Below are 18,592 nucleotides of genomic sequence, written 5' to 3'. Positions count from 1 at the left end.
CTTGCATTATATTTTTACATATAATTAAAGAGGGGGATTTTCCAAATGAGTAACAAAGAAGCACTTGTGATCTGCCGTTGTGAAGAAGTTACCTATGGACAGCTTTTCGCAACAGCGGAAGAATATCAATGCACAGCCAGGGAACTAAAGCTTAGAACAAGGGCAGGAATGGGTTTCTGCGGAGGACGCACTTGCAAAATTACGGTCGATCGGATCATTGAAAGTGTCGTACCTAATACAGAAGAAGGCGAAATTCCATTAAAATATCAGCCTCCAATTCGCCCAGTAACTTTTGGAACAGTAGGTGAAAATCATGGCTAGAATTATAGATCATCCGGTTTTAGGAAAATTAGACGATAGAAAAAAGATTCCTTTCATATTTGATGGAAAAGAATATGAAGCACACGAGAATGAAACAATCGCGGCAGCCATGCTAGCAAACGGTGTGAGAACACTGCGTGTTCATGAGGAAGGCGGAACACCAAGAGGGTTCTACTGCAATATCGGACACTGCATGGAATGCCGTGTAAATGTAAATGGTCAGGCCAATGTAAGAGCCTGTTTAACTGTTGTGAAGGAAAATATGGTTGTTGAAAGTGGGAAACAGCATCCTAATATTGTTAAAAGGATGGTGGAGAATCAATGATAGGTGTAATCGTAATAGGAGCTGGACCAGCCGGTTTAGCTGGTGCCATATCCTGTGCTGAAAATGGCTTAAAAGTAACCGTCATTGATGAATTTGTCAGACCAGGCGGAAGATTACTCGGCCAATTGCACCAGGGTCCGTCTGGTGAATGGTGGAATGGAATAAAAGAATCAGAGCGTCTGCACAATGAAGCTCAAAAACTATCAGTAGATATTCGCTGCGGCGTTTCTGTATACAACCTTGAAAAAGACGAGGATTCATGGAATGTTCATACTAATATAGGAACACTAACAGCTCCTTATGTGCTAGTGGCAACTGGTGCAGCTGAGTTCCCAATTCCTGTGCCAGGTTGGACTCTTCCAGGCGTTATGTCAATTGGGGCTGCACAGGTCATGACCAATGTTCATCGTGTTGAGGTCGGCAAAAAAGGCATCATCATTGGTGCTAACATTCTAGCATTTGCGATTTTAAACGAGCTGCAATTAGCCGGAATTAATGTGGAACGCATTGTTCTGCCAGAAAAGAGCCCGCTTAGCAAAAATGCCGGAGAACCGGAGGAAGTCATGAAGTCGCTTCTAAATGCGGCCCATCTTGCCCCGTCACCAATCTTGCGTTTCGGTAGCCACTTTATAAAAAATGAAGGATTCCGCAAATTAGGAATGAAGTTTTTCCCTAAGAGCGGCGTTAAGGTGAATGGCACACCATTGCAGCTTAGAAAAGCAGCTCTTGAAATTCTTGGCAAGGATCAGGTAGAAGGCGTCCTCACTGCAGATATTGATGCGATTGGAAATGTGATCAAAGGTACGGAAAAAACTTACGAAGCAGATTTTGTATGTATCGCAGGTGGCTTGTATCCGTTAGCAGAGCTTACAGCGGTTGCTGGTTGCCCATTCCAATACGTTCCGGAACTAGGCGGACATGTTCCACATCATTCTGAAAAAATGGAAACCCCGCTCGAAGGATTATTTGTTGCCGGAAATATCACTGGCATCGAAAGCGGAAAAATCGCCATGGCCCAAGGAACAACAGCCGGCATTTCAATTGCTAAACAAGCAGGTAAAGGTAGCAATGACATCAACGAGAAGCTTGAACAGGCAATGAAGAATATTCATACTGTCCGTCAAAATGCTGCTATTCAATTCAACCCTGAAATTGCAAACGGCCGCAGGAAAATTTATGAGCTTTGGGACGAGCTTTATGGAAAAGAACAGGATTCTTTACAAAATATAGGATAAAAGAAAGAATGAATGATTCTGGAATAACATGACTGAAATTTTTAGATCTAACCGTCAATTTTATTGTGAAGTAATGGCTTCAATTCACTAACCCTATACAAAAAATAACCCGTTTAAAAAAATGCTCTTTTGAACGGGTTATTTAGTCTCTCCATTCGGATAGTGTTGATACTCCTTCCTCAGTACTAACATCTATAATTTCCTTTGCTTTTTCCCTATATGACTTTTTATTTGTCTGTTTCATGATCACATCTCCCTATTCTAAAAATTATAACAGGGGTTTTATTAAAAAACTTTAAACAAAATAGTACACTGTTAAATATAGTTTTTAAGCATTCTCAATAAGATGCCTTTTCCCTTCTGAAACATTCGTAACCTTTATTTTTTCATTTTACGGTAAAGAGTCATTCTGGATACACCAGATTTTTCTGCGGCTTCAGTAATGGTCATACCTTGCTCCATCAGATAAAATGCGTAATTTAATTTTTCTTTATCTATAGGTGGTCTTCCAGGAAATTTCCCTCGTTTCTTTGCAGCCACAATACCTTCCTTTGTTCGTTCAGAAGTTAAATCTCGCTCAAACTGAGCAATACCCGCAAAGACAGTAAAGAGCATCTTTCCATGTGCTGTAGTCGTATCGAGCCAAGATTCCTTTAAACTTTTTAAATTCGCCCCTTTTTGAGAAATCAATTCCGCAATCTCAATCAAGTCTTTTGTGGAACAGGAAAGTCGAGTAAGGTCGGTCACCACTACGGTATCTTCAGGACGGAGAAACTCTAGCATACTATTTAGCTCTGGACGGTTCCGTTTTGTACCCGTTACTTTTTCATAAAAAATTCGCTCGCAGCCGAAATCTTTTAATTGTTGTTCTTGACGATCTAAATTTTTATATAAAAAGAACTACCTAGCGAAGAATATCCACTTTACAAAAATGTATTTTTGTTAATCTCACCAAAAAAGGACCGTCTTTTTAATCTGGCACCCGTGTCAAGGACAAATAAAAAAAGAGTTAAGAAGCTAAAAGATGATTCCTATAGTTTTTATCATATAACCGGTCCTTAGCAATGTCTTTGCGGCATTTCCGACAAGTTTGTTCACTACTATCCCCTGCTCTGACTTCTCACCCTCCATAGTCAATTCCTTGTCCATCCCGGCTTTGAAAAAGACTCTTCTATCATCTTAATCGCTACATAAGAGTAATAAGTAACCATAAGTAACATACGGTAGTTTAAGTTTATTAAACTTTTTTTCTCTTGGTCCTAATCATCATTGGACCTTTTTTCCCCTTTTTGGTGTTTTCTAGATACTTAAGTAAATCATTATTAGTAATTCGTGCTGGAACATAACCAATCCGCGACCGAATGATATTTTCCACAACAAATGCCTTTTTCGTAAAATACATGTATTCCCTACCTGAATCATTTTCAGCATCTTTATAATCGTTACTTCCAGAAGCTCCAGCCCGACGAAACACATGCATATAATGATACACGTCATTGCGCTCTTTCCGGATCATTTTAAGCAAATATAACAGCTCAAAGGTAGATAATGTCATGATTTCCGGTGTTGTCTTATCAATATAAGAATCCAAAACAAAATCACGAAATCGAACGTCTAAGCGTTCGTGATTCTCTTTAACAATCCTGATATCAATATTCATGCAACAAAAATCACAATAGTAATACTGATGATCCATTCTTTCAATGTTGCTACCGCAATATGGACAAGTTTTCAATTCTAATCCTCTCCTTTGATCCTGTATTTTGAACTTTCTACCCCAGTGAGAAATTCATTGCTCCAATCGGTTTACGAACAGGTGCACCAGGTCGAAAATATGATGTTTTCCTTTACCTTTTATTCTTTTAGTCTCTTAATCTTAAAGGTTTACAGCCCTGCCTACTTCATACATACATCTTCTATTCCTCATATGTCTCTCAATGCTTTAAGGTTTCTGCAGCAACCTTAAAGCAGGCTCGATGCCTGCTTACATCAAGAAAAAACAATTGTTTTTTTCCTCCATCCGAGCTTCACCGGCTAGAATATAGCCGGTGTTGTTCTCTTATATTATTAAAATTACCAGTATTCTAGGGCATCTGGGTTCTTAATATTTGTATCAAACAATTTCTATCACTTCGGTATGAATAATATTTTCCATAGTCAGTTCACATTCTTGGATACGATCTAATTCGTAATGATCTTTCTTTTCAAAGTCTTTAGAAACCATTTTTTCAGCTTGCACTTCGTTTTTCGACACCACAATAGATACTCTTTGTAAGCCTTTTACAAAATAATATACTTGAAAAACATTCATATTCTTTCACTCCTTTTATTCGCATACTATGGATTTAGCTCCACCTGTTCGATCTATCCTTTCACCGGCTGATCCGTCAGCCGGTGAAATTTGTGCTTGTGATTTAACGAGTGACTATTTCCTTTTAGTTTTCGTCTACAGACTGTTCCTTTGTTTCACCTAAAATATAATCTGCTGCTTTTTGTGCTTGAGCAGCTGCTCGTAAAATTAATCGACTATCTTTCTTTAAAGCTCGTAACCACGAATCGATATAGCTTGCGCTATTTTCGATGATACTGTTATCAATTCCAGCCACTCCGCACAACATCGCTGCGCCCATTTCCGCGACTAATTCCTCTTTGGAATACACTTCATCTCCAAACGCCACACCTTGTGTCGTGATGCCAGGGCGAGCTAAACGGTTTTGATGTCCGGTGCTGTGAATTTGTTCATGAAAAAGGGTGCAATAATATTCCTCCGGAACTTTAAAATCTTTGATCGGTGGGCAATTAATTCTATCCCATGTCGGGTAATAGACTGCTTTACCCGATTGAAACGTGTAATCTGGTGAGTTGATATATCCTTTAAAAATTTCTTCCGCTTTTTCGATAGGGTCATGCTCAAAGGTTTCATTGCTTCTTTTACTTTCTAAGCCGGTACACTGTTTATTAATCTCCCAAACTCGATAATAAAAGGGTTTGGCAAAGGTCTTTTTTTCCCCTGTTTCTTCGTCTTCTTTCTCTTTCCAAAGCCAATAGACAATGATATGAGAATTTTTCAGTTCCTCTTTTTTAATTCGTCCACCCGCTTCTAAAATCTGTTTTTTGGAAGCATATTCCCCCGGCTCCACTAGGAAAATATTGATTCCCCGGTAAGGTTTTTGTGTTTTCCAGTTGACTGCATTTGAATTGGTCCATGGCTGGCGCCACGGTACAACGCACTTTTCTAATTTTTCGATGATTTTTTCTGTAATGATTTCATACACGCTTTTTGTCATTTGGTTTTTCCTCCTTTGATTTGCTAATGATTTTAGACTTTTGATGTTTGCCTAATGATTTTCTTTTCCCTTTTGACTTGCGAAGCGAGTAAGTTCCCCAAAGGGGGATGATTTTTCCCCTTTTGCAAGTAGAACGAAAAACACGCATAGGCAATGGGTCAAGGGTGCTCTTCGCACAAAAAGTTTTTTGCTGTTGTGATAACGCCTTTAAGCAAAAAAGTTTTTTGCCCCTTGACCGATTGACTAGCCTTCTTAGCTTCTAGCCGGAAAGGTTCGGGTGTCCTGCCGGATGGAAGCTTAGAAGGCTTGCGTTGTTTTACGATTCGGAAGGCAAAAGGGAAAAATAAACAATAAAAGCAGCCGTTTCGGCTGCTCTCCTTTTGTCATTTATTCTCTTGATCTTTTAATCTTTTGATTTTCCGGTTTTCCGATTTTCGGCTCGTTCGGTATGGCGGTGTAAGCCTTAAATGGAACAGGAACCTACGGAATGTAGGCGTAAGCCGTACAGACCGTGGTTATCGGCCCAAAGTCGTTCTGTATGCTTTTAACCTTAAGATTATAAAGTCCTTATTTCTGAAAAAAAATCGCAGCCTTAAGGCTGCCTGACTGGCAAAAATCTGTAGGGGGGTGTAGGAATATCTAAAATTTTGTAACATACTCCTTGAATAACAAGAACAAACGTTCCTACAATATTTAGATAGGGGAATTTTTAATGAATAAAGATCATAAAGATCGTGGTATGAAGAAATGGAATGGCTTTTTCATGCCTGAAACCATAAAAATGTTGAAGGATCTTTGGGAGGATGATCATAAAACTCCTAGGCCACATCTCGATAAAACAAAAATTGAAGAGATGGAACGGCTATTATTTGAAGGCATGGCCACCAAAAAGCTATTAGAAATTACCACATGGACAAACGGCTTTTTTACTTCACGCGTTGGATTTGTAACAAAAATTGATCCTCTAAAGAAAAAAATTCAAATTCAGGATGAACTGAGATCCACCATCAATCTTGATTTCTTTTCCTTAACCAATGTAATGGTCAAATAAATACTTACCATAAAAAGGTCAAACCTTTACATTATTGCGCTTTAATTGAAGGGATTTTTTCACATTCATAGAAATACATAGAAGACAAGTCATTATACGAGGGGGATTTGAATGGAGTTTTCAGTTCTCGTTTTAGGGTTGCAATATTTCTTGTTGGTAATGGGTGGTTGCTTGATTTTTTTCATCCTAGTGTTATTTTTCTCCAATAGATACACAAGGAGTGAATTAAATCAAATGGAACAAAACGAAAAAATGAATGAAATACTACGAATGTAACGGTGAACAGTTTTCAGTGTTTCCGCTAGTTAAAACATTTAGCCCTTCCAGCTGCGCTTAAGCTGAGAAGGGCTGTTATATGGACGAGTGCAAACGTAACAATTATGATAGACAATTAGAGGGTAAGCATTTCAAGCGTTGCCCATTTCATATCTTAAAATTTTAGAAGAATGAACGGTGTCGTAAAAGTCGTTTCGAAATATCGAAGTATTAATTCCCAATAAAAAACTGGATAGCGATTTAATCGATCCAGTACGTATTATTGATATGAAGTTTTTCTTATTATTCTCCTTCACCCATTTTCCACATATTTAACGAACATTTAAGTATTTTATTATAAGGACAATCTACATCTGTCCCTAGTATCGGCCCCACCTACGCCAGATACGCTGACGGCCACGCATGCCATCCAACCCACTATTTATTATAATGGAAAACGCTTACATTTTCAAATTTAAATTGAATTTTCAGAAAAATTTTCTTATAGTTATATATTTACTGTTAATTTAAATGGGCGAAATCCTCCCTTTATCTTCTCTGGAAAAACCGCATTATTGTCCAAAAAAGGAATCCATTCATTTAAAATTGAGTATATATGACGTTTTCATTCACATCATGCACAACCAAAATCTTGTAATTTTTATGTGCCACAACGGTTCTATTTCCTTCAAATTTCAATTCCGTCTTATTTTCGGTTATATTCACAATGACTGAATTTTCATTTACCTTCTCAACAATCCCTTTGATTGCTTTCTTAAAAAGAATATGATTTCCCACTTCTGCTATTTCTTTTGCCTTGAATATCATTTTTCCCCTCCACAGAAAAGTACAGTTAGCCTATTACTTTTTCTTTCTTACATGATTTCCTTATGAACTCTTGCTCTCTTCGTTTGATGTATATCTATTTGTAATTTTTTCTTAAATAAAGTGAAAAGGGTCATCATTTTTTTCTTCCATTTTAGTTGCTTTTCATATTTAGACCCGTATAAATATTGATTAAAAAGATAATAGCCTGCCTCCTTAATCACGATCGATAGGACGATAAACAGAACAAAAACAATAATCCAAATCCACATGTATTAATCCCCTTTTGATAATGCAACCTATTGGCAAAATATCAAAAATGACGAACCCATAATGATGATATTAATTACGATTCTTTCAAACTAGCTTTTATATGTATTTTACCAAAATTATGGATATTGAGATAGATAGAATGTAGGTTTTATTTTGAATTGCGAAATAATTGAAGAAAAAGTGTGGAATATCGTCTTTTACTTTAACTTGTGTATTCTCATCCTTACCAAACAGTAAACCGTATATGAAATCCCTGGTTTATTCACAAAAAGTTCACCGACTCATTCACAATACAATATAAAGAAAAAAACAGCTTGGAAACCCAAGCTACATTGCTGTTAACAGCTCCTACCTTATTCCTTTTTCGTTCGTTTCTTCTCCTGTTCGCAATACGTTTCGACTGTAGATTTACTCCAATAGGGGGTACCTGCAAGTTCAACATCCGCTTTCGGTATTTTTCCTCGACTGTAATACACATTTAATTTCCGTTTATCATAATTCAAGCCATGTTCTGATAAGAAATCAGCAAACTGCTTTTGATTAAAATAATCATCGGGCGTTTCTCGAAGAATGGAATGGGTAGGTTTTTGAATTAAATACGTATCTTCTTGAAAGAACTGGGTCACTAATTCTAACGCGAGTTCAAGCCAATCATTCTCTAAATGGTGATACAACAATCCGATATTAAAACTTTCCTGTTCAGGAGCTTCAAAAAACCAAGCTAATTTGAGGAATACAGCTTCAACATCTGTTAATCCTTTCATTGCTTCTTCTACCAATAAGATGTTCTCATAAGCTTTTAACTTACTTTTAAATTTCGGGAACGTTTCAATAATTCGTTTAGTGGAGCGTTTCATCCTATCCCCTTCTGTTGACTTAGTCAACATTGAAACAGTGAATACATTGTTTTTTAAGCTGCATTCATGCGCAGCATAGATGCAGACGTCTTATTGGGTATCGATGCCCTAAATAAGAGGAAACCATACAAAATAAAAAAAAAGAAGAGGGTTCCCTCTCCTTTGAATCTACATTTTACCTTCCGCTTTCATGCTGAAATAACTCAGCATTGGCATTGCATAATCATTGGAAAGCACGAAATAGAATGACATATATCGCTAAAAAGCAAATAGACTTACAGGCAGTATTTTCGCAGGTGGAAACCGCTAGAAACCGACAAGTACCAACTAAAAAGGGCTCTCGTTTCCTTCCTTTTATTCCTTAGTTCTTCATTTTTTGTAACTTTTTAGGTTGTTTTGTCATATGTATTCCAATTGTGTGAAATTTTTCGCATAATAATAATTGCGTAGAAAATCGATTTTATCGAATTAAACAGTTAAAGAAAAATAGGGGAATGGATGATGGTAAGCGAGATCGAGAAATTAGAAGACCGAATCAATCAATTAAGAGAAGAATTGATCCAAATTGCAAAAGCAACCGGCTTAAAAAGCAATGAAACCCTTCGATACAGTCAGAAATTAGACGATCTCATCACGATGTATCAAATAAGTAAAAATAAACAATATAAAGAAATTTGATTAAACTCCTGTATTGTCACATGATGAATATGGGAATTTTTTTGATTTTTCTTTTGATGGTTATATAGTTAAAGTCCACAAGATGGTTACGAAACATCCTTAATTACGTTGCATTTTGCGTTAATTGAATGAAATCATCTAGAACCTTTGGATCGACAATCTGTTCAAAGTCGCATGGTTGCTCTAATGTAATACCCCTTTGACGAGCAACTGAAATCAATAAACCTAATTCATAATACATATTTTTCGTTAATAACCCTTTTTCAATGTTTTTCATCATTTCATCATAAAAGGCAATTAAAAAATCAGTAGGTAACTTTTCATAAAAATCCATATTTACATCTCTGCTATAAAAAATGTAGGAAAACCTTTTTGGACAAAAAAGAATCACCTTAACCCCATTATATATAATCATTTGTAAATTGTTTGTCGATTTTATTGAATATTCACAAATAATTCAACCATATTTTATCTTCATGAGTGTTAGAAAAATGCTCCAAGTACATTTTGAGATGTTTTCTAATCAAAGTATCAATTAAAATTCTTGAAATGAAATTCGGGAATAGTACCATTTTAGTACAAACTTTTTATTGTTTTATGCTGCATCCATGCGTAGCATAGATGCAGCCGTATTGTTGGGGGTTCGATGCCCCCAAACAAGACGAACTACCACAAAAAAAAGAAAATAACAAAGAAGAGGGATTAAACCTCCCTCTCCTTCGAATCTTACATTCTACCTTTTTCTTTCAAGCTGTAGTATTCGGCATCAGCATTGACAATCAGGTGATTAAGAACCTCGATTCCTGGAATCTTACCTGCTTCCACTAATCTTCTCGTGACTTCAATATCTTCATGGCTGGGAGTAACATTCTGGGATGGATGCTGGTGGCTGACTATGATCGATGCGCAGTTATTCAGGATGGCTGACTTAAACACCTCTCTTGGCGAAACGATACTTGCATTCAAACTTCCGACATGACAACGAATCACGCAGGTTTTGTATTTACACTCCATTCTTATTTAATCACTTATAAATTCCCTTAGAAATTAACTTTCAACATAATGTCACTATTTTGTATTCCCTTGATGTCGGTTGATGATTTAGCTATATAAATGATTACAGCCAATAAAATGTACCACCTCTGCCATGTTTTTCACCAGCAGTTGCCATGAAATGTACCGCTTGCTGCCAATGCATTTACCAATAGGATAAATTCAATGATTTTGAAATATAAAAAAGCCTAATCCCTCCATGTTTTTAACGAGGAATTAGGCTTATGATCTCCCATAAACGCGCCCGATTGTGGAGTAGTAAAATTACTTCCATTTATTTGTTCTTCCTATTTGCATTGTTTAACACTTTCTTTTTCAGAAATTTTTTTGTCTTATAACTTTATTGATTCTAAGGACCACATTCTAGTGTATCAGTCAAAGTAAAATTGATTTTATCATATAGATCATTTAGGTCACGGACACCCTTGATTCCTACGAGTATGAGGGAAACCATGTACTGAATGTGCCTCATTCAACTGAAAACCTCCACAGTAAATCCGCCTGGGGCTTTAACATAGAATGTCCAGCGATGAGCCATTTTGGGCGGTTTCACATCAAATCCATCATCCTTCAATCGTTGATTAATCTCGTTCACTCGTTCTTTACTCTCTTGTAAAAAGCCAATATGAAAGGACTTAGGGTAGTTGACCTTGGTATCTTTCATTAAGGCGAGCAACAATCCGTTTTCGTCAGTCATTACAGCAAATGAATCGCCACGTATGCTCTTGGTTTGTAGCTCGAAATATTTCGCCAAGAACTCTCGGGCAGTGTTAACGTCAGTGACCGTAAGATTGATATGATTTAGTTTCATAGATTACACTTCCTCTGCTTAGGAATAACTTTCTAAACCGTTCTACCACACTTGATGTAGACCTTCTTGTTTCTTCCTCTCTATTGTAACGATTAATATAGGTTCAGCAGGAATCGATAAAATGAATGAAGTTCCCTACAACTTTAGATCGAGGTTAAGACCTCGGTTTATTTATCGAATTGTTCGTTAAAAACGTAATTTACTTTTGACTCTGACCTTATATCCATAACGGGCGCGTATCCTTTCGCAGGAAACGCGCCCTTTTCTGGAACAAGTTTTTTACCCTGAGTAAAAAAATAAATTCACCTCTGTTGTCACAATATATTATTGAGATGATTGAATATGAGACCAAAATTAACCGCAATTTCTGTAATTATTGTAGTTCTTATGAGTATCTTAGTACCTTACACAGCCCATGCAACTGTACAAAAAAGCAATAATGATAGTATGGATTTCGATATTGACTTAACAGGGTATGAACTTTATTCATTCGGATATTTTAATCAATTGGGTTATAAAATAACACCACTTGCCCAATTGTATTTTACAATCATTCAACTGGAACATGAGTGGATTGATGAACCACGACTATATATCAAGGGTAACAAAGGTTTTGTTCACCTTTGGAAAGAAGATGGCACTAATGTACTTTATACAGTTGAAAAACAAACAAGTGGCCCATTAAAAAATATGTGGAAAATTGTTGATGTTAAAAGAAAGAAAATTAACAGAATACCTGTTCCAAAACAATTACTTAAAGAATTATTGATTGAACGCTTAGTAGACCCAATAAGTAAAGCTATTGAAACATATTATAAACCTAAACTGTGGAATCGGGGTTTTGAGAAAATCATTAAAATAGAGAAAGATGAGGAAAATTTCATTTTTTATGTAACCGTTCAAGTTGAAACTTTTGAGGGTGCACATAATCCTCCTTATGGTGAAGAAACTATTACTTTTAAAATAAAAAGTAGACAAATTGTGGTTGTTGATTATAAACATAGAGACATCCCAAAAGAAGAATGGACTAAGATAGAATTAAGAAATTCTTATAAGAAAACAAAGCAACAATAAAAAAATTTTGGGGACTCAAGACTTGTCACTTTGCCCGATAATTTACACTTATTTTAAGTGCTATTTTGCACATACAGCTTTAAAACCCAGCTACCTTTACATGTGAAGATTAACTGGGTTTCTTCATTATGGGGATAACGCCATGGGTACCACCAGCAAAACACGAATTTACAACGTTAAGAAAAATTAAAAAGCCCAATTTCTTAATTTAATTCTGAGAAATTGGGCTTTTTTCGTTACTCCTGAAAAGCGCCCGTTTGTAGAATAAGAAAAACTTATTTGTTTTTCTGCCTTATTAAAATGTTAGAAGTCATCTTTTAAATTGAGTTTCTACTCACATTTTAATGAAATGCGTCCTTTATTATTCAGAAATTCTTGGCCATTTGAACAGCTTTATATATTCCTTCCCCAATAATAGCTTCACGTTGATCAGGAAATTGATTATGTCCCTCAATAACTACCGTTGTAATGTCTGTTATACCAAATACTTTCAAGTGATTCTTAACAAAGCTTACAGCCATTTCAGAGGAATCTCCTTCGGCATATATCCCACCTCTTGCGTTTAATAATGCCACTTTCTTATTGGGTAATAGGCCAACTAAGCCTTCAGCTGTATATTTAAATGTTTTACGTGGGTGATGCATATAATCAAGGTACGAGTGTAACACGGCAGGAACTGTTAAGTTCCAAAGTGGAAAGGCCATGACCACTTTATCAGCAGCTACAAACTGTTCAAGGTGCTTAGCCACAACATCATGTACAGACTTTTCCTCTAGTGTAAGCTCTATCCCCTGAGAGGATTTGAAATTTCCACTAATCATAACATCACCTAAATAAGGTAATGGTTCTTTAAATAAATCGAGTTCAATCACCGTGTCATTAGGATATGAGGCTCTGTAGCTCTCTAAAAATGCATCATATAATTTCCCACTAACAGATTCTTGACGATTGTTCGCTTTTACAAATAAAGTTGTTGTCATTTTAATCTCCTCCAAATATGAGTAATAGTGAAACTTGATCTAAACTAACTTCAACCTTTTAACTGAATGCTTTTTCTCTTTGCTCTGCCGTACTGGAAATAGTAAAACAACAGAATAACCACATGTAAAGCAGCAAGTACGAAGAAGATATTACTGTAAATAAAACCGTTTGGATTCATATTTAACGGATTCCAGAGGACATCAGATCCAATATCCACAACCGAGCTATAAACCCCTGTGGCGATTCCTCCAGCAATAAAATTCATCATTGAAAATAGTCCCATTCCTACTCCAACCTGCTCCTTTGGTAATGTTCTTGAGATTGAATTGGACATAGCAATGAGCATAAAGGATTGCCCGACATTTCCGAAAATCAGAAACATGGCAATGCAAAGTGGAGAATTTCCAGTAAAGGTTGAGAGTAATACAAAACATGTCAATAACAATCCAGATGCAACAAAGAATAGATGCGAGTTCCCCTTTAAGTCAGCTAATTTACCACCTATTCTCCCCAAAATGGCTGAGGCAACTGCGGCAGGAACCATTGCAAAACCAATCCAACTAGATGTTAGCTGATGAACCTGTGATAGAAGCAGGGGACTAAGAAAATAGAGAGAAAATCCAATCCCGTTTATTAGAAATGCAAGCGTTAAAACGAGTATATACTCCCTATTTCCAAAGAGTTTAGGTTGAATAAACGGATTGGCAACGGTACGGATTCGAGCTATGAAAAACACCAGAGCTAGTAACGCCCCAATCATAAACCACCATGTTCCATTCGTTACACCCAGTAGAAACAAAGCTACTGCTACAGCTAACAAACTTCCTCCAAACCAGTCAAACTTTCCAGACACCCCCTGCTGCTCATCTTTCAAATATTTACGATAAAAAGGTAGCGTGATTAAAATCAAGATAGGGATACAGAATAACCAACGCCAATGAGCAACACTGACAATTAATGCAGAAATAACTGGTCCAAGAGCACTGCCGATTGCCAAACCTACCGCTGCCATGCCTAAAGCTGAGCCTCTTCGCTCTAGAGCAATATAGCGTACCGGAATAAGCATGGCTGTTGCTGGGATAGCAGCAGCCCCCATTGCCTGCAAGCACCTTCCGACAAGCGCTAACCAGAATGTATGGGAAACTAGACCGACCAGTGAACCGATAGCAAAAAGTATCAATCCGAACGTCAGTAAATTTTTGAGTTTGTAGCTATCTGCTAACTTCCCGTAAGTCACTGTTCCAATCGCATAAATCAGAGCATACGCAGAAGAGAACCAGCTTACTTGAGAGATAGAAAGATTAAACTCTTCACTAATATCAGGGAGTACGATGTTAAACATTAATCCACTCATGGCTGAAATGATAAGCGTAAACATTAAAATAAGCATCAATTTCTCACCTGTTTGTCGCTGTTCCTTTTCCATCCCTTCCCTCCTTTCGCTATCTCTTTTTAAAATAAAGCATTAATGATAGTCTGTACTGACTGATATTTTGTTTTTAAAAAATACTAGGGGGTTAAAGCCCTAGTGAATATTTGGACACTCTCCATTATAAATTCTTCCAGTGATACGGTTGGAAAGATAGCATTTGACTCCAAATCGTTCATAAATGCACCAAAATTCATCATCATGAACGACAACGCCTGAACTTCCGGGTTCGTCCGTATCAGTTTGCCTTTCTCGAACATAGCCGTGAAATACTCTGTTAAGATTTCCATTAATTGTTGAGGCTGTTTCTGTGTTCTTTCTCGAAACCCTGGCATATTGCCTTCTTCCTTGATACTGATCTGAATCATTTTCCGGTTGCGGTTCATAATTTCATGGTACGTCCTGCTAATCATGAGCAAATCTGCATATAAATCCCACTTAAGCTTCTCGTTAAAAAGCTTTTTCATCTCTTCGATATAATGAAAACGGTCAAAAGCAGATTCAAGAAGATTTTGCTTGCTACCGAAGTGGCGAAACAGCGTCTTTTCGCTTAAACCGGCTGTGGTGGCGATTTCCATAGTGGACACACCATTATAGCCTTTCTCAGCTATTAGATCGATAGCTGCCAACAGCAGTTTATCATTGCTGCTAAGATTTTTACTTTTATTCATTCTTTCACCAGCTTTTTTAAAGAATTGACTGTCAGTGCTGACTGTTATTTTATATTATTCCATTTATTGTTAAATGTCAAAAGAAATTTCACTTTTTACATAAAAAAAATCTTCTTCAAATTTTAGATCTGTTGTATAGCATATTTACATGAGGATTACATACATGTCCTAACAGAAGTTCCCTATCACAAAACTCCTTGGGCGACAAAGGGATTAAACTTGTAACAATTTGTTGTTGTTTAGATTTTATAAATTGTTGATAAATCAACGTTTACGTGCGCTTAAGTGCTCCTGATAAAAATGGGGTTTTATGAAAACTCTTATTCAATTTAATGGCCCAATACACGAAAAAGACGCGTTCTTAAATAAACGCGCCCGATTGCTGAAAAGTAATCTGATGTGAAGGAGATCTAATTTATGAATTTCTTTCGTTAGAGTTTGAAAAATAAGAAATGAATATGTAAAGCTGCTAACTTTCCTTTTTTCTAAAAAGAGGAACTAACATGGCAGCTCCCATGATTATATAAACAATTACAAAAATACAGTCCAATATCATTGGTTTATTTATTAGTACTTGATCTTCGCCTTCCATATACCCAATCACCTTGAACACTGGGGGGAAGATCCACAAAATCCATTTAAAAAATATTCCTATATCTATCCTTGATTTTGAAGCGAGTGAAATTACGATTATTAACACGGCCGAAAGCCAGGCATATTTTTTTGTTGCAAGTTTGGTAGCCGAAAACAGGGTTCCTACTAATATGTCAAAAAGACCAAGTGGCTATAAAATGCAAATGTATATAGCTTGATCGACATATTCCCTTTGAAGCTTCCTGTAATGATCGGGAAAAAGATCGCATACAAAAGTAACGGTATCATTACTCCTAGAATATTTAGCCATTTGCCAAATAAGTCACATAAGCTAAGACATACTTATGCCACTAATTTAATGGAAACGACTAACGATTTAAACCTGTTAATGGAGCAATTAGGCCATACTTCTACTTCAACCAGTATTTTGTATGTCCACTCCACTCAAGAAAAAGCCAAACGTGCAGCTAAGGAAATGAATAAGCGAAGAAACATATTAAAAAGTAGGAATAACTAAAAAGAAATAGAGTAATATGAAAATGTTCACAATAAGAAAAGTATATGGTTTTTTCTTAACCTCAAAAAGAAACTCTCCGACTGTTTTCCGGTTGAAAGGCCGTTTTACACCCTTTTTCATTTACTTTATTACTAGAAATATCATACATTCGAATTTTCTATAAATATATTTGTAAATGTACCAATGAAAAATAAACCAAGAAAAAAACGCACGAGTGTAGGAATCACTGTGCGGTTATTGGAGTCAGAAACCCCAGATTATGTTTTATTTCATAATAGTCTCTTTTTTCTTATTTTAGGTTGATTTTTGTACCAAGGCGAACAATCCAGGATGGATTTTCTCCTAGTTTGTCTTTTTCTTTTAACCCCTTAAGGATGGCAACCCATTCACCTCTTTTTTGACCAGTTTCTACCATTTGTTTTTGTATCTTTCCTTCTTTTTTTAGTACAAGTACATAGGTGGATTTTCCAGACCCTATGATGCTCGATTCAGGAACTGCCAGCAACCGCTTTGACTGCACTACTACGTCCAGTGTGGTATTGTAGCCAGGATAAAGGCCCTTTTGTGAATCTAAACTTGCTTTAAAGGAATAGAGCGGAATGGGATCTTGTTGTGTATCTTTATCCTTTTTTGCAGGTGTTTTATAGGTGGGATAATCACTAACCTCAGAAATTTTCCCTTTCCATTTCTTATTTGCAACTGCATTAGAAATAAGTGTTATCGGTTGGCCTGATGTAATTTTTGCTTTTTCTGCTTCTGTTAACTTCCCTTCAATTTGAAACGGATCATTAGAAGCGATTTGAATGATTGCTAGTTGCTGATTTTCTGTTGCACGAAAACCTTGACCTACATTTTTGTTCAGGCTTACTATTACACCATCAGTGTTGCTGCTAACAGTTAATGTTTCGAGCTCGGCTTTTAGCTTTTCAGCCTGCAACGAATATTTTTCTACTTTTAATTCTGCTGCACGGAGTTCAGCTCTTGCTGTATTTAGTTCAGCATAAAGTGACTGGATCGGTTTAGTAGCAATACTATCTGTATCAACCACATCAGTTGTATTTGTTGTGTTGGTTGTATCAGTCGTATTTATTGTACCAAGTGTAGCAGTTGACTCAGCTTTCCTAATATCATTCTCTAATGACGTGATTTGTTCTTTCACCTGAATAACACTTGTTTCTGCAAGTTTTTTATTTATTTCTGCTTGTCCTAGCTCTGCCTGCAGTGTTGAGCCTTCATAAGAAAAGAGCTTTTGTCCTTTTGTAACAGTTTCCCCTTCTTTTACAAAAATCTCCTGAATCAACCCTTTTGTTGCATTTACATAAATCGTTTCAGTATGACTTTGTACGACGCGACCTGACACTGTTTTTGTTTCCAAAAATGTTTTTTCTGCTGGATTTATAAACACTAACTTCTCTTTACTTTTATTTAATTCAATTATAGCTACAAATATCAACACAGAAATGAGTAAAAGAACAAGGATTCCAATATATATCAATTTCTTCTTACTCGGGGTGCGTACTTGTTCATTTTCTGCACTAATTCTTTTTGCTGTTTCCATAACCCTACCCTTTTCTAAATAGATTTATAGCGAATTTTGCAATAAAGTGTAAAATTAACTACTTATTTTATTTTCCATTTTTTAAAAGGAAGTTTCAATGATTATTTTTAATTAATTAATTTACCATATTTGATGTGGGAGAACATTCAAGACTCGTAGATTATATAAAAGAATTTTTTTACATATTAAAAAATAATAATTTTCTGAGAATAAGATGCTATTGTTTTTGGATTGCAGAAATATTATAAAAGAAGATTTAATCATAAGAATTTGAGGGTCTATCGCAACATGAATTGGCACGTATGACAGGGCTTCGTCCCAACACAATAAGCCATTTGTGTTCAGACAATGTGGACAGAGTGTATCTATCAACAATAGAAATGGTATGCAAAGTGTTAGACATAGACATTCAGGAGTTAATCGAGATGGAGTAGTCCTCTTGCAATAGTAATCGTTCCATGTACGTCAAAGTTGCGAAAAAGTTTAAAAGGCAGGGAGAAAACAAAGGTAGGGTATTAGAGGATGAGAATGGTAGTATCTAATGATTTTTAAGTTTTTTTCAAGAAATAAATTAAATTTGTCAACAACGGTTTATTTTTCCCCATTTCCAACGGTTAAAAATTCCCCAATTTCAGCGTTCAACCTTGTATTGGTTGAACGCCAGCCCGTTGTTTTTCTCTTAACCTATATGATTGTCCTTTAATATTAAACGTTATTGAATGGTGCAATAAACGGTCGAGAACGGCCGTAGCTAAAACATCATCTCCAAATATTTTCCCCCATTCAACATAGGATTT

The 18,592-nt window shown here is 36.3% G+C and carries 20 protein-coding genes and 3 pseudogenes; 8 read left to right on the top strand and 15 right to left on the bottom strand.

Features of this window, described 5'->3' with window-relative positions:
* Positions 1-45: 45 nt before the first annotated feature.
* From J7E67_RS16875 to J7E67_RS16865, 3 genes are read left to right on the top strand one after another with little or no spacing between them, the layout of a single operon-like run.
* Complete coding sequence (locus J7E67_RS16875; protein WP_214732423.1) at positions 46-321, top strand: (2Fe-2S)-binding protein; 276 nt, start codon at positions 46-48, stop codon at positions 319-321.
* Positions 314-646, top strand: coding sequence for a (2Fe-2S)-binding protein (locus J7E67_RS16870; RefSeq protein WP_214732422.1), 333 nt, complete (start codon positions 314-316; stop codon positions 644-646). Before J7E67_RS16875 ends, J7E67_RS16870 begins: the two co-directional genes overlap by 8 nt.
* Positions 643-1,881, top strand: coding sequence for an NAD(P)/FAD-dependent oxidoreductase (locus tag J7E67_RS16865; RefSeq protein WP_214732421.1), 1,239 nt, complete (start codon positions 643-645; stop codon positions 1,879-1,881). Before J7E67_RS16870 ends, J7E67_RS16865 begins: the two co-directional genes overlap by 4 nt.
* Before the next feature lie 378 nt (positions 1,882-2,259).
* Here the strand turns inward: J7E67_RS16865 and J7E67_RS16860 are convergent.
* From J7E67_RS16860 to J7E67_RS16845, 4 genes and pseudogenes are all read right to left on the bottom strand, one after another.
* A pseudogene (locus J7E67_RS16860) lies at positions 2,260-2,769 on the bottom strand (recombinase family protein); the annotation flags it as partial.
* A 349-nt stretch (positions 2,770-3,118) separates the two neighbouring features.
* Positions 3,119-3,616, bottom strand: coding sequence for a hypothetical protein (locus J7E67_RS16855; protein ID WP_214732420.1), 498 nt, complete (start codon positions 3,614-3,616; stop codon positions 3,119-3,121).
* A 378-nt stretch (positions 3,617-3,994) separates the two neighbouring features.
* On the bottom strand, positions 3,995-4,192 hold the full coding sequence (locus J7E67_RS16850) for a hypothetical protein (protein ID WP_214732419.1): 198 nt from the start codon (positions 4,190-4,192) through the stop codon (positions 3,995-3,997).
* Positions 4,193-4,316: 124 nt separating this feature from the next.
* Entirely contained in the window at positions 4,317-5,168 is an 852-nt protein-coding gene (locus J7E67_RS16845) for an ArdC family protein (protein ID WP_214732418.1), read from the bottom strand.
* A gap of 712 nt (positions 5,169-5,880) precedes the next feature.
* Here J7E67_RS16845 and J7E67_RS16840 point away from each other — a divergent pair.
* The gene (locus tag J7E67_RS16840; RefSeq protein WP_214732417.1) at positions 5,881-6,219 is read left to right on the top strand and encodes a YolD-like family protein; all 339 of its coding nucleotides are present in this window, start codon (positions 5,881-5,883) and stop codon (positions 6,217-6,219) included.
* Between the two features lie 855 nt (positions 6,220-7,074).
* Here J7E67_RS16840 and J7E67_RS16835 read toward each other — a convergent pair.
* From J7E67_RS16835 to J7E67_RS16825, 3 genes are all read right to left on the bottom strand, one after another.
* The gene (locus J7E67_RS16835; protein WP_088090879.1) at positions 7,075-7,302 is read right to left on the bottom strand and encodes a DUF2187 family protein; all 228 of its coding nucleotides are present in this window, start codon (positions 7,300-7,302) and stop codon (positions 7,075-7,077) included.
* A 47-nt stretch (positions 7,303-7,349) separates the two neighbouring features.
* Complete coding sequence (locus J7E67_RS16830; protein ID WP_214732416.1) at positions 7,350-7,571, bottom strand: hypothetical protein; 222 nt, start codon at positions 7,569-7,571, stop codon at positions 7,350-7,352.
* 354 nt (positions 7,572-7,925) lie between these two features.
* Positions 7,926-8,429: a hypothetical protein gene (locus J7E67_RS16825; RefSeq protein WP_214718304.1), complete on the bottom strand. Its 504-nt coding sequence runs from the start codon at positions 8,427-8,429 to the stop codon at positions 7,926-7,928.
* 498 nt (positions 8,430-8,927) lie between these two features.
* Here J7E67_RS16825 and J7E67_RS16820 point away from each other — a divergent pair, with 498 nt between their 5' ends.
* Positions 8,928-9,107: an aspartyl-phosphate phosphatase Spo0E family protein gene (locus tag J7E67_RS16820; RefSeq protein ID WP_214732415.1), complete on the top strand. Its 180-nt coding sequence runs from the start codon at positions 8,928-8,930 to the stop codon at positions 9,105-9,107.
* Positions 9,108-9,210: 103 nt separating this feature from the next.
* Here J7E67_RS16820 and J7E67_RS16815 read toward each other — a convergent pair whose 3' ends face one another.
* The 3 genes and pseudogenes from J7E67_RS16815 to J7E67_RS16805 all read right to left on the bottom strand — a co-directional run bounded on the left by J7E67_RS16815 (position 9,211) and on the right by J7E67_RS16805 (position 10,971).
* Complete coding sequence (locus tag J7E67_RS16815; RefSeq protein ID WP_214732414.1) at positions 9,211-9,441, bottom strand: hypothetical protein; 231 nt, start codon at positions 9,439-9,441, stop codon at positions 9,211-9,213.
* A 392-nt stretch (positions 9,442-9,833) separates the two neighbouring features.
* Positions 9,834-10,097: pseudogene (locus J7E67_RS16810) on the bottom strand (JAB domain-containing protein); the annotation flags it as partial.
* A 535-nt stretch (positions 10,098-10,632) separates the two neighbouring features.
* Positions 10,633-10,971, bottom strand: coding sequence for a VOC family protein (locus J7E67_RS16805; RefSeq protein WP_214718313.1), 339 nt, complete (start codon positions 10,969-10,971; stop codon positions 10,633-10,635).
* 342 nt (positions 10,972-11,313) lie between these two features.
* Between J7E67_RS16805 and J7E67_RS16800 the strand changes: the two genes are divergently transcribed.
* Positions 11,314-12,045, top strand: a complete 732-nt coding sequence (locus J7E67_RS16800) for a DUF3888 domain-containing protein (protein ID WP_214718315.1) — start codon at positions 11,314-11,316, stop codon at positions 12,043-12,045.
* Positions 12,046-12,410: 365 nt separating this feature from the next.
* Here J7E67_RS16800 and J7E67_RS16795 read toward each other — a convergent pair whose 3' ends face one another.
* From J7E67_RS16795 to J7E67_RS16785, 3 genes are all read right to left on the bottom strand, one after another.
* Entirely contained in the window at positions 12,411-13,025 is a 615-nt protein-coding gene (locus tag J7E67_RS16795) for an FMN-dependent NADH-azoreductase (RefSeq protein ID WP_214718317.1), read from the bottom strand.
* 50 nt (positions 13,026-13,075) lie between these two features.
* Positions 13,076-14,452 (bottom strand): MFS transporter, encoded by a 1,377-nt coding sequence (locus J7E67_RS16790; RefSeq protein ID WP_214732412.1) that lies wholly within the window; start codon positions 14,450-14,452, stop codon positions 13,076-13,078.
* A gap of 83 nt (positions 14,453-14,535) precedes the next feature.
* Positions 14,536-15,126 (bottom strand): TetR/AcrR family transcriptional regulator, encoded by a 591-nt coding sequence (locus J7E67_RS16785; protein WP_214718321.1) that lies wholly within the window; start codon positions 15,124-15,126, stop codon positions 14,536-14,538.
* 841 nt (positions 15,127-15,967) lie between these two features.
* On the opposite strand from J7E67_RS16785, the gene J7E67_RS16780 reads away from it, so the two are divergent.
* Positions 15,968-16,237: a tyrosine-type recombinase/integrase gene (locus J7E67_RS16780; protein WP_214732411.1), complete on the top strand. Its 270-nt coding sequence runs from the start codon at positions 15,968-15,970 to the stop codon at positions 16,235-16,237.
* A 289-nt stretch (positions 16,238-16,526) separates the two neighbouring features.
* Here the strand turns inward: J7E67_RS16780 and J7E67_RS16775 are convergent, their stop codons facing one another.
* Positions 16,527-17,795, bottom strand: a complete 1,269-nt coding sequence (locus J7E67_RS16775; protein ID WP_214732410.1) for an efflux RND transporter periplasmic adaptor subunit — start codon at positions 17,793-17,795, stop codon at positions 16,527-16,529.
* A gap of 275 nt (positions 17,796-18,070) precedes the next feature.
* Between J7E67_RS16775 and J7E67_RS16770 the strand changes: the two are divergent.
* Positions 18,071-18,229: pseudogene (locus J7E67_RS16770) on the top strand (helix-turn-helix domain-containing protein); the annotation flags it as partial.
* Between the two features lie 204 nt (positions 18,230-18,433).
* Here the strand turns inward: J7E67_RS16770 and J7E67_RS16765 are convergent.
* Positions 18,434-18,592, bottom strand: a 159-nt coding sequence (locus J7E67_RS16765) for an ATP-binding protein (protein ID WP_214732438.1), incomplete at its 5' end; no start/stop codon positions are given.

Source organism: Bacillus sp. ISL-46 (assembly GCF_018613205.1).
This window is presented reverse-complemented; position numbering and strand designations above follow the sequence as displayed.

Coding starts and splice junctions, on each gene's coding strand:
- J7E67_RS16875 (WP_214732423.1), top strand. CDS start 46: ATGAGTAACAAAGAAGCACTTGTGATCTGCCGTTGTGAAGAAGTTACC.
- J7E67_RS16870 (WP_214732422.1), top strand. CDS start 314: ATGGCTAGAATTATAGATCATCCGGTTTTAGGAAAATTAGACGATAGA.
- J7E67_RS16865 (WP_214732421.1), top strand. CDS start 643: ATGATAGGTGTAATCGTAATAGGAGCTGGACCAGCCGGTTTAGCTGGT.
- J7E67_RS16850 (WP_214732419.1), bottom strand. CDS start 4,192: ATGAATGTTTTTCAAGTATATTATTTTGTAAAAGGCTTACAAAGAGTA.
- J7E67_RS16845 (WP_214732418.1), bottom strand. CDS start 5,168: ATGACAAAAAGCGTGTATGAAATCATTACAGAAAAAATCATCGAAAAA.
- J7E67_RS16840 (WP_214732417.1), top strand. CDS start 5,881: ATGAATAAAGATCATAAAGATCGTGGTATGAAGAAATGGAATGGCTTT.
- J7E67_RS16835 (WP_088090879.1), bottom strand. CDS start 7,302: ATGATATTCAAGGCAAAAGAAATAGCAGAAGTGGGAAATCATATTCTT.
- J7E67_RS16830 (WP_214732416.1), bottom strand. CDS start 7,571: ATGTGGATTTGGATTATTGTTTTTGTTCTGTTTATCGTCCTATCGATC.
- J7E67_RS16825 (WP_214718304.1), bottom strand. CDS start 8,429: ATGAAACGCTCCACTAAACGAATTATTGAAACGTTCCCGAAATTTAAA.
- J7E67_RS16820 (WP_214732415.1), top strand. CDS start 8,928: ATGATGGTAAGCGAGATCGAGAAATTAGAAGACCGAATCAATCAATTA.
- J7E67_RS16815 (WP_214732414.1), bottom strand. CDS start 9,441: ATGGATTTTTATGAAAAGTTACCTACTGATTTTTTAATTGCCTTTTAT.
- J7E67_RS16805 (WP_214718313.1), bottom strand. CDS start 10,971: ATGAAACTAAATCATATCAATCTTACGGTCACTGACGTTAACACTGCC.
- J7E67_RS16800 (WP_214718315.1), top strand. CDS start 11,314: ATGAGACCAAAATTAACCGCAATTTCTGTAATTATTGTAGTTCTTATG.
- J7E67_RS16795 (WP_214718317.1), bottom strand. CDS start 13,025: ATGACAACAACTTTATTTGTAAAAGCGAACAATCGTCAAGAATCTGTT.
- J7E67_RS16790 (WP_214732412.1), bottom strand. CDS start 14,452: ATGGAAAAGGAACAGCGACAAACAGGTGAGAAATTGATGCTTATTTTA.
- J7E67_RS16785 (WP_214718321.1), bottom strand. CDS start 15,126: ATGAATAAAAGTAAAAATCTTAGCAGCAATGATAAACTGCTGTTGGCA.
- J7E67_RS16780 (WP_214732411.1), top strand. CDS start 15,968: ATGATCGGGAAAAAGATCGCATACAAAAGTAACGGTATCATTACTCCT.
- J7E67_RS16775 (WP_214732410.1), bottom strand. CDS start 17,795: ATGGAAACAGCAAAAAGAATTAGTGCAGAAAATGAACAAGTACGCACC.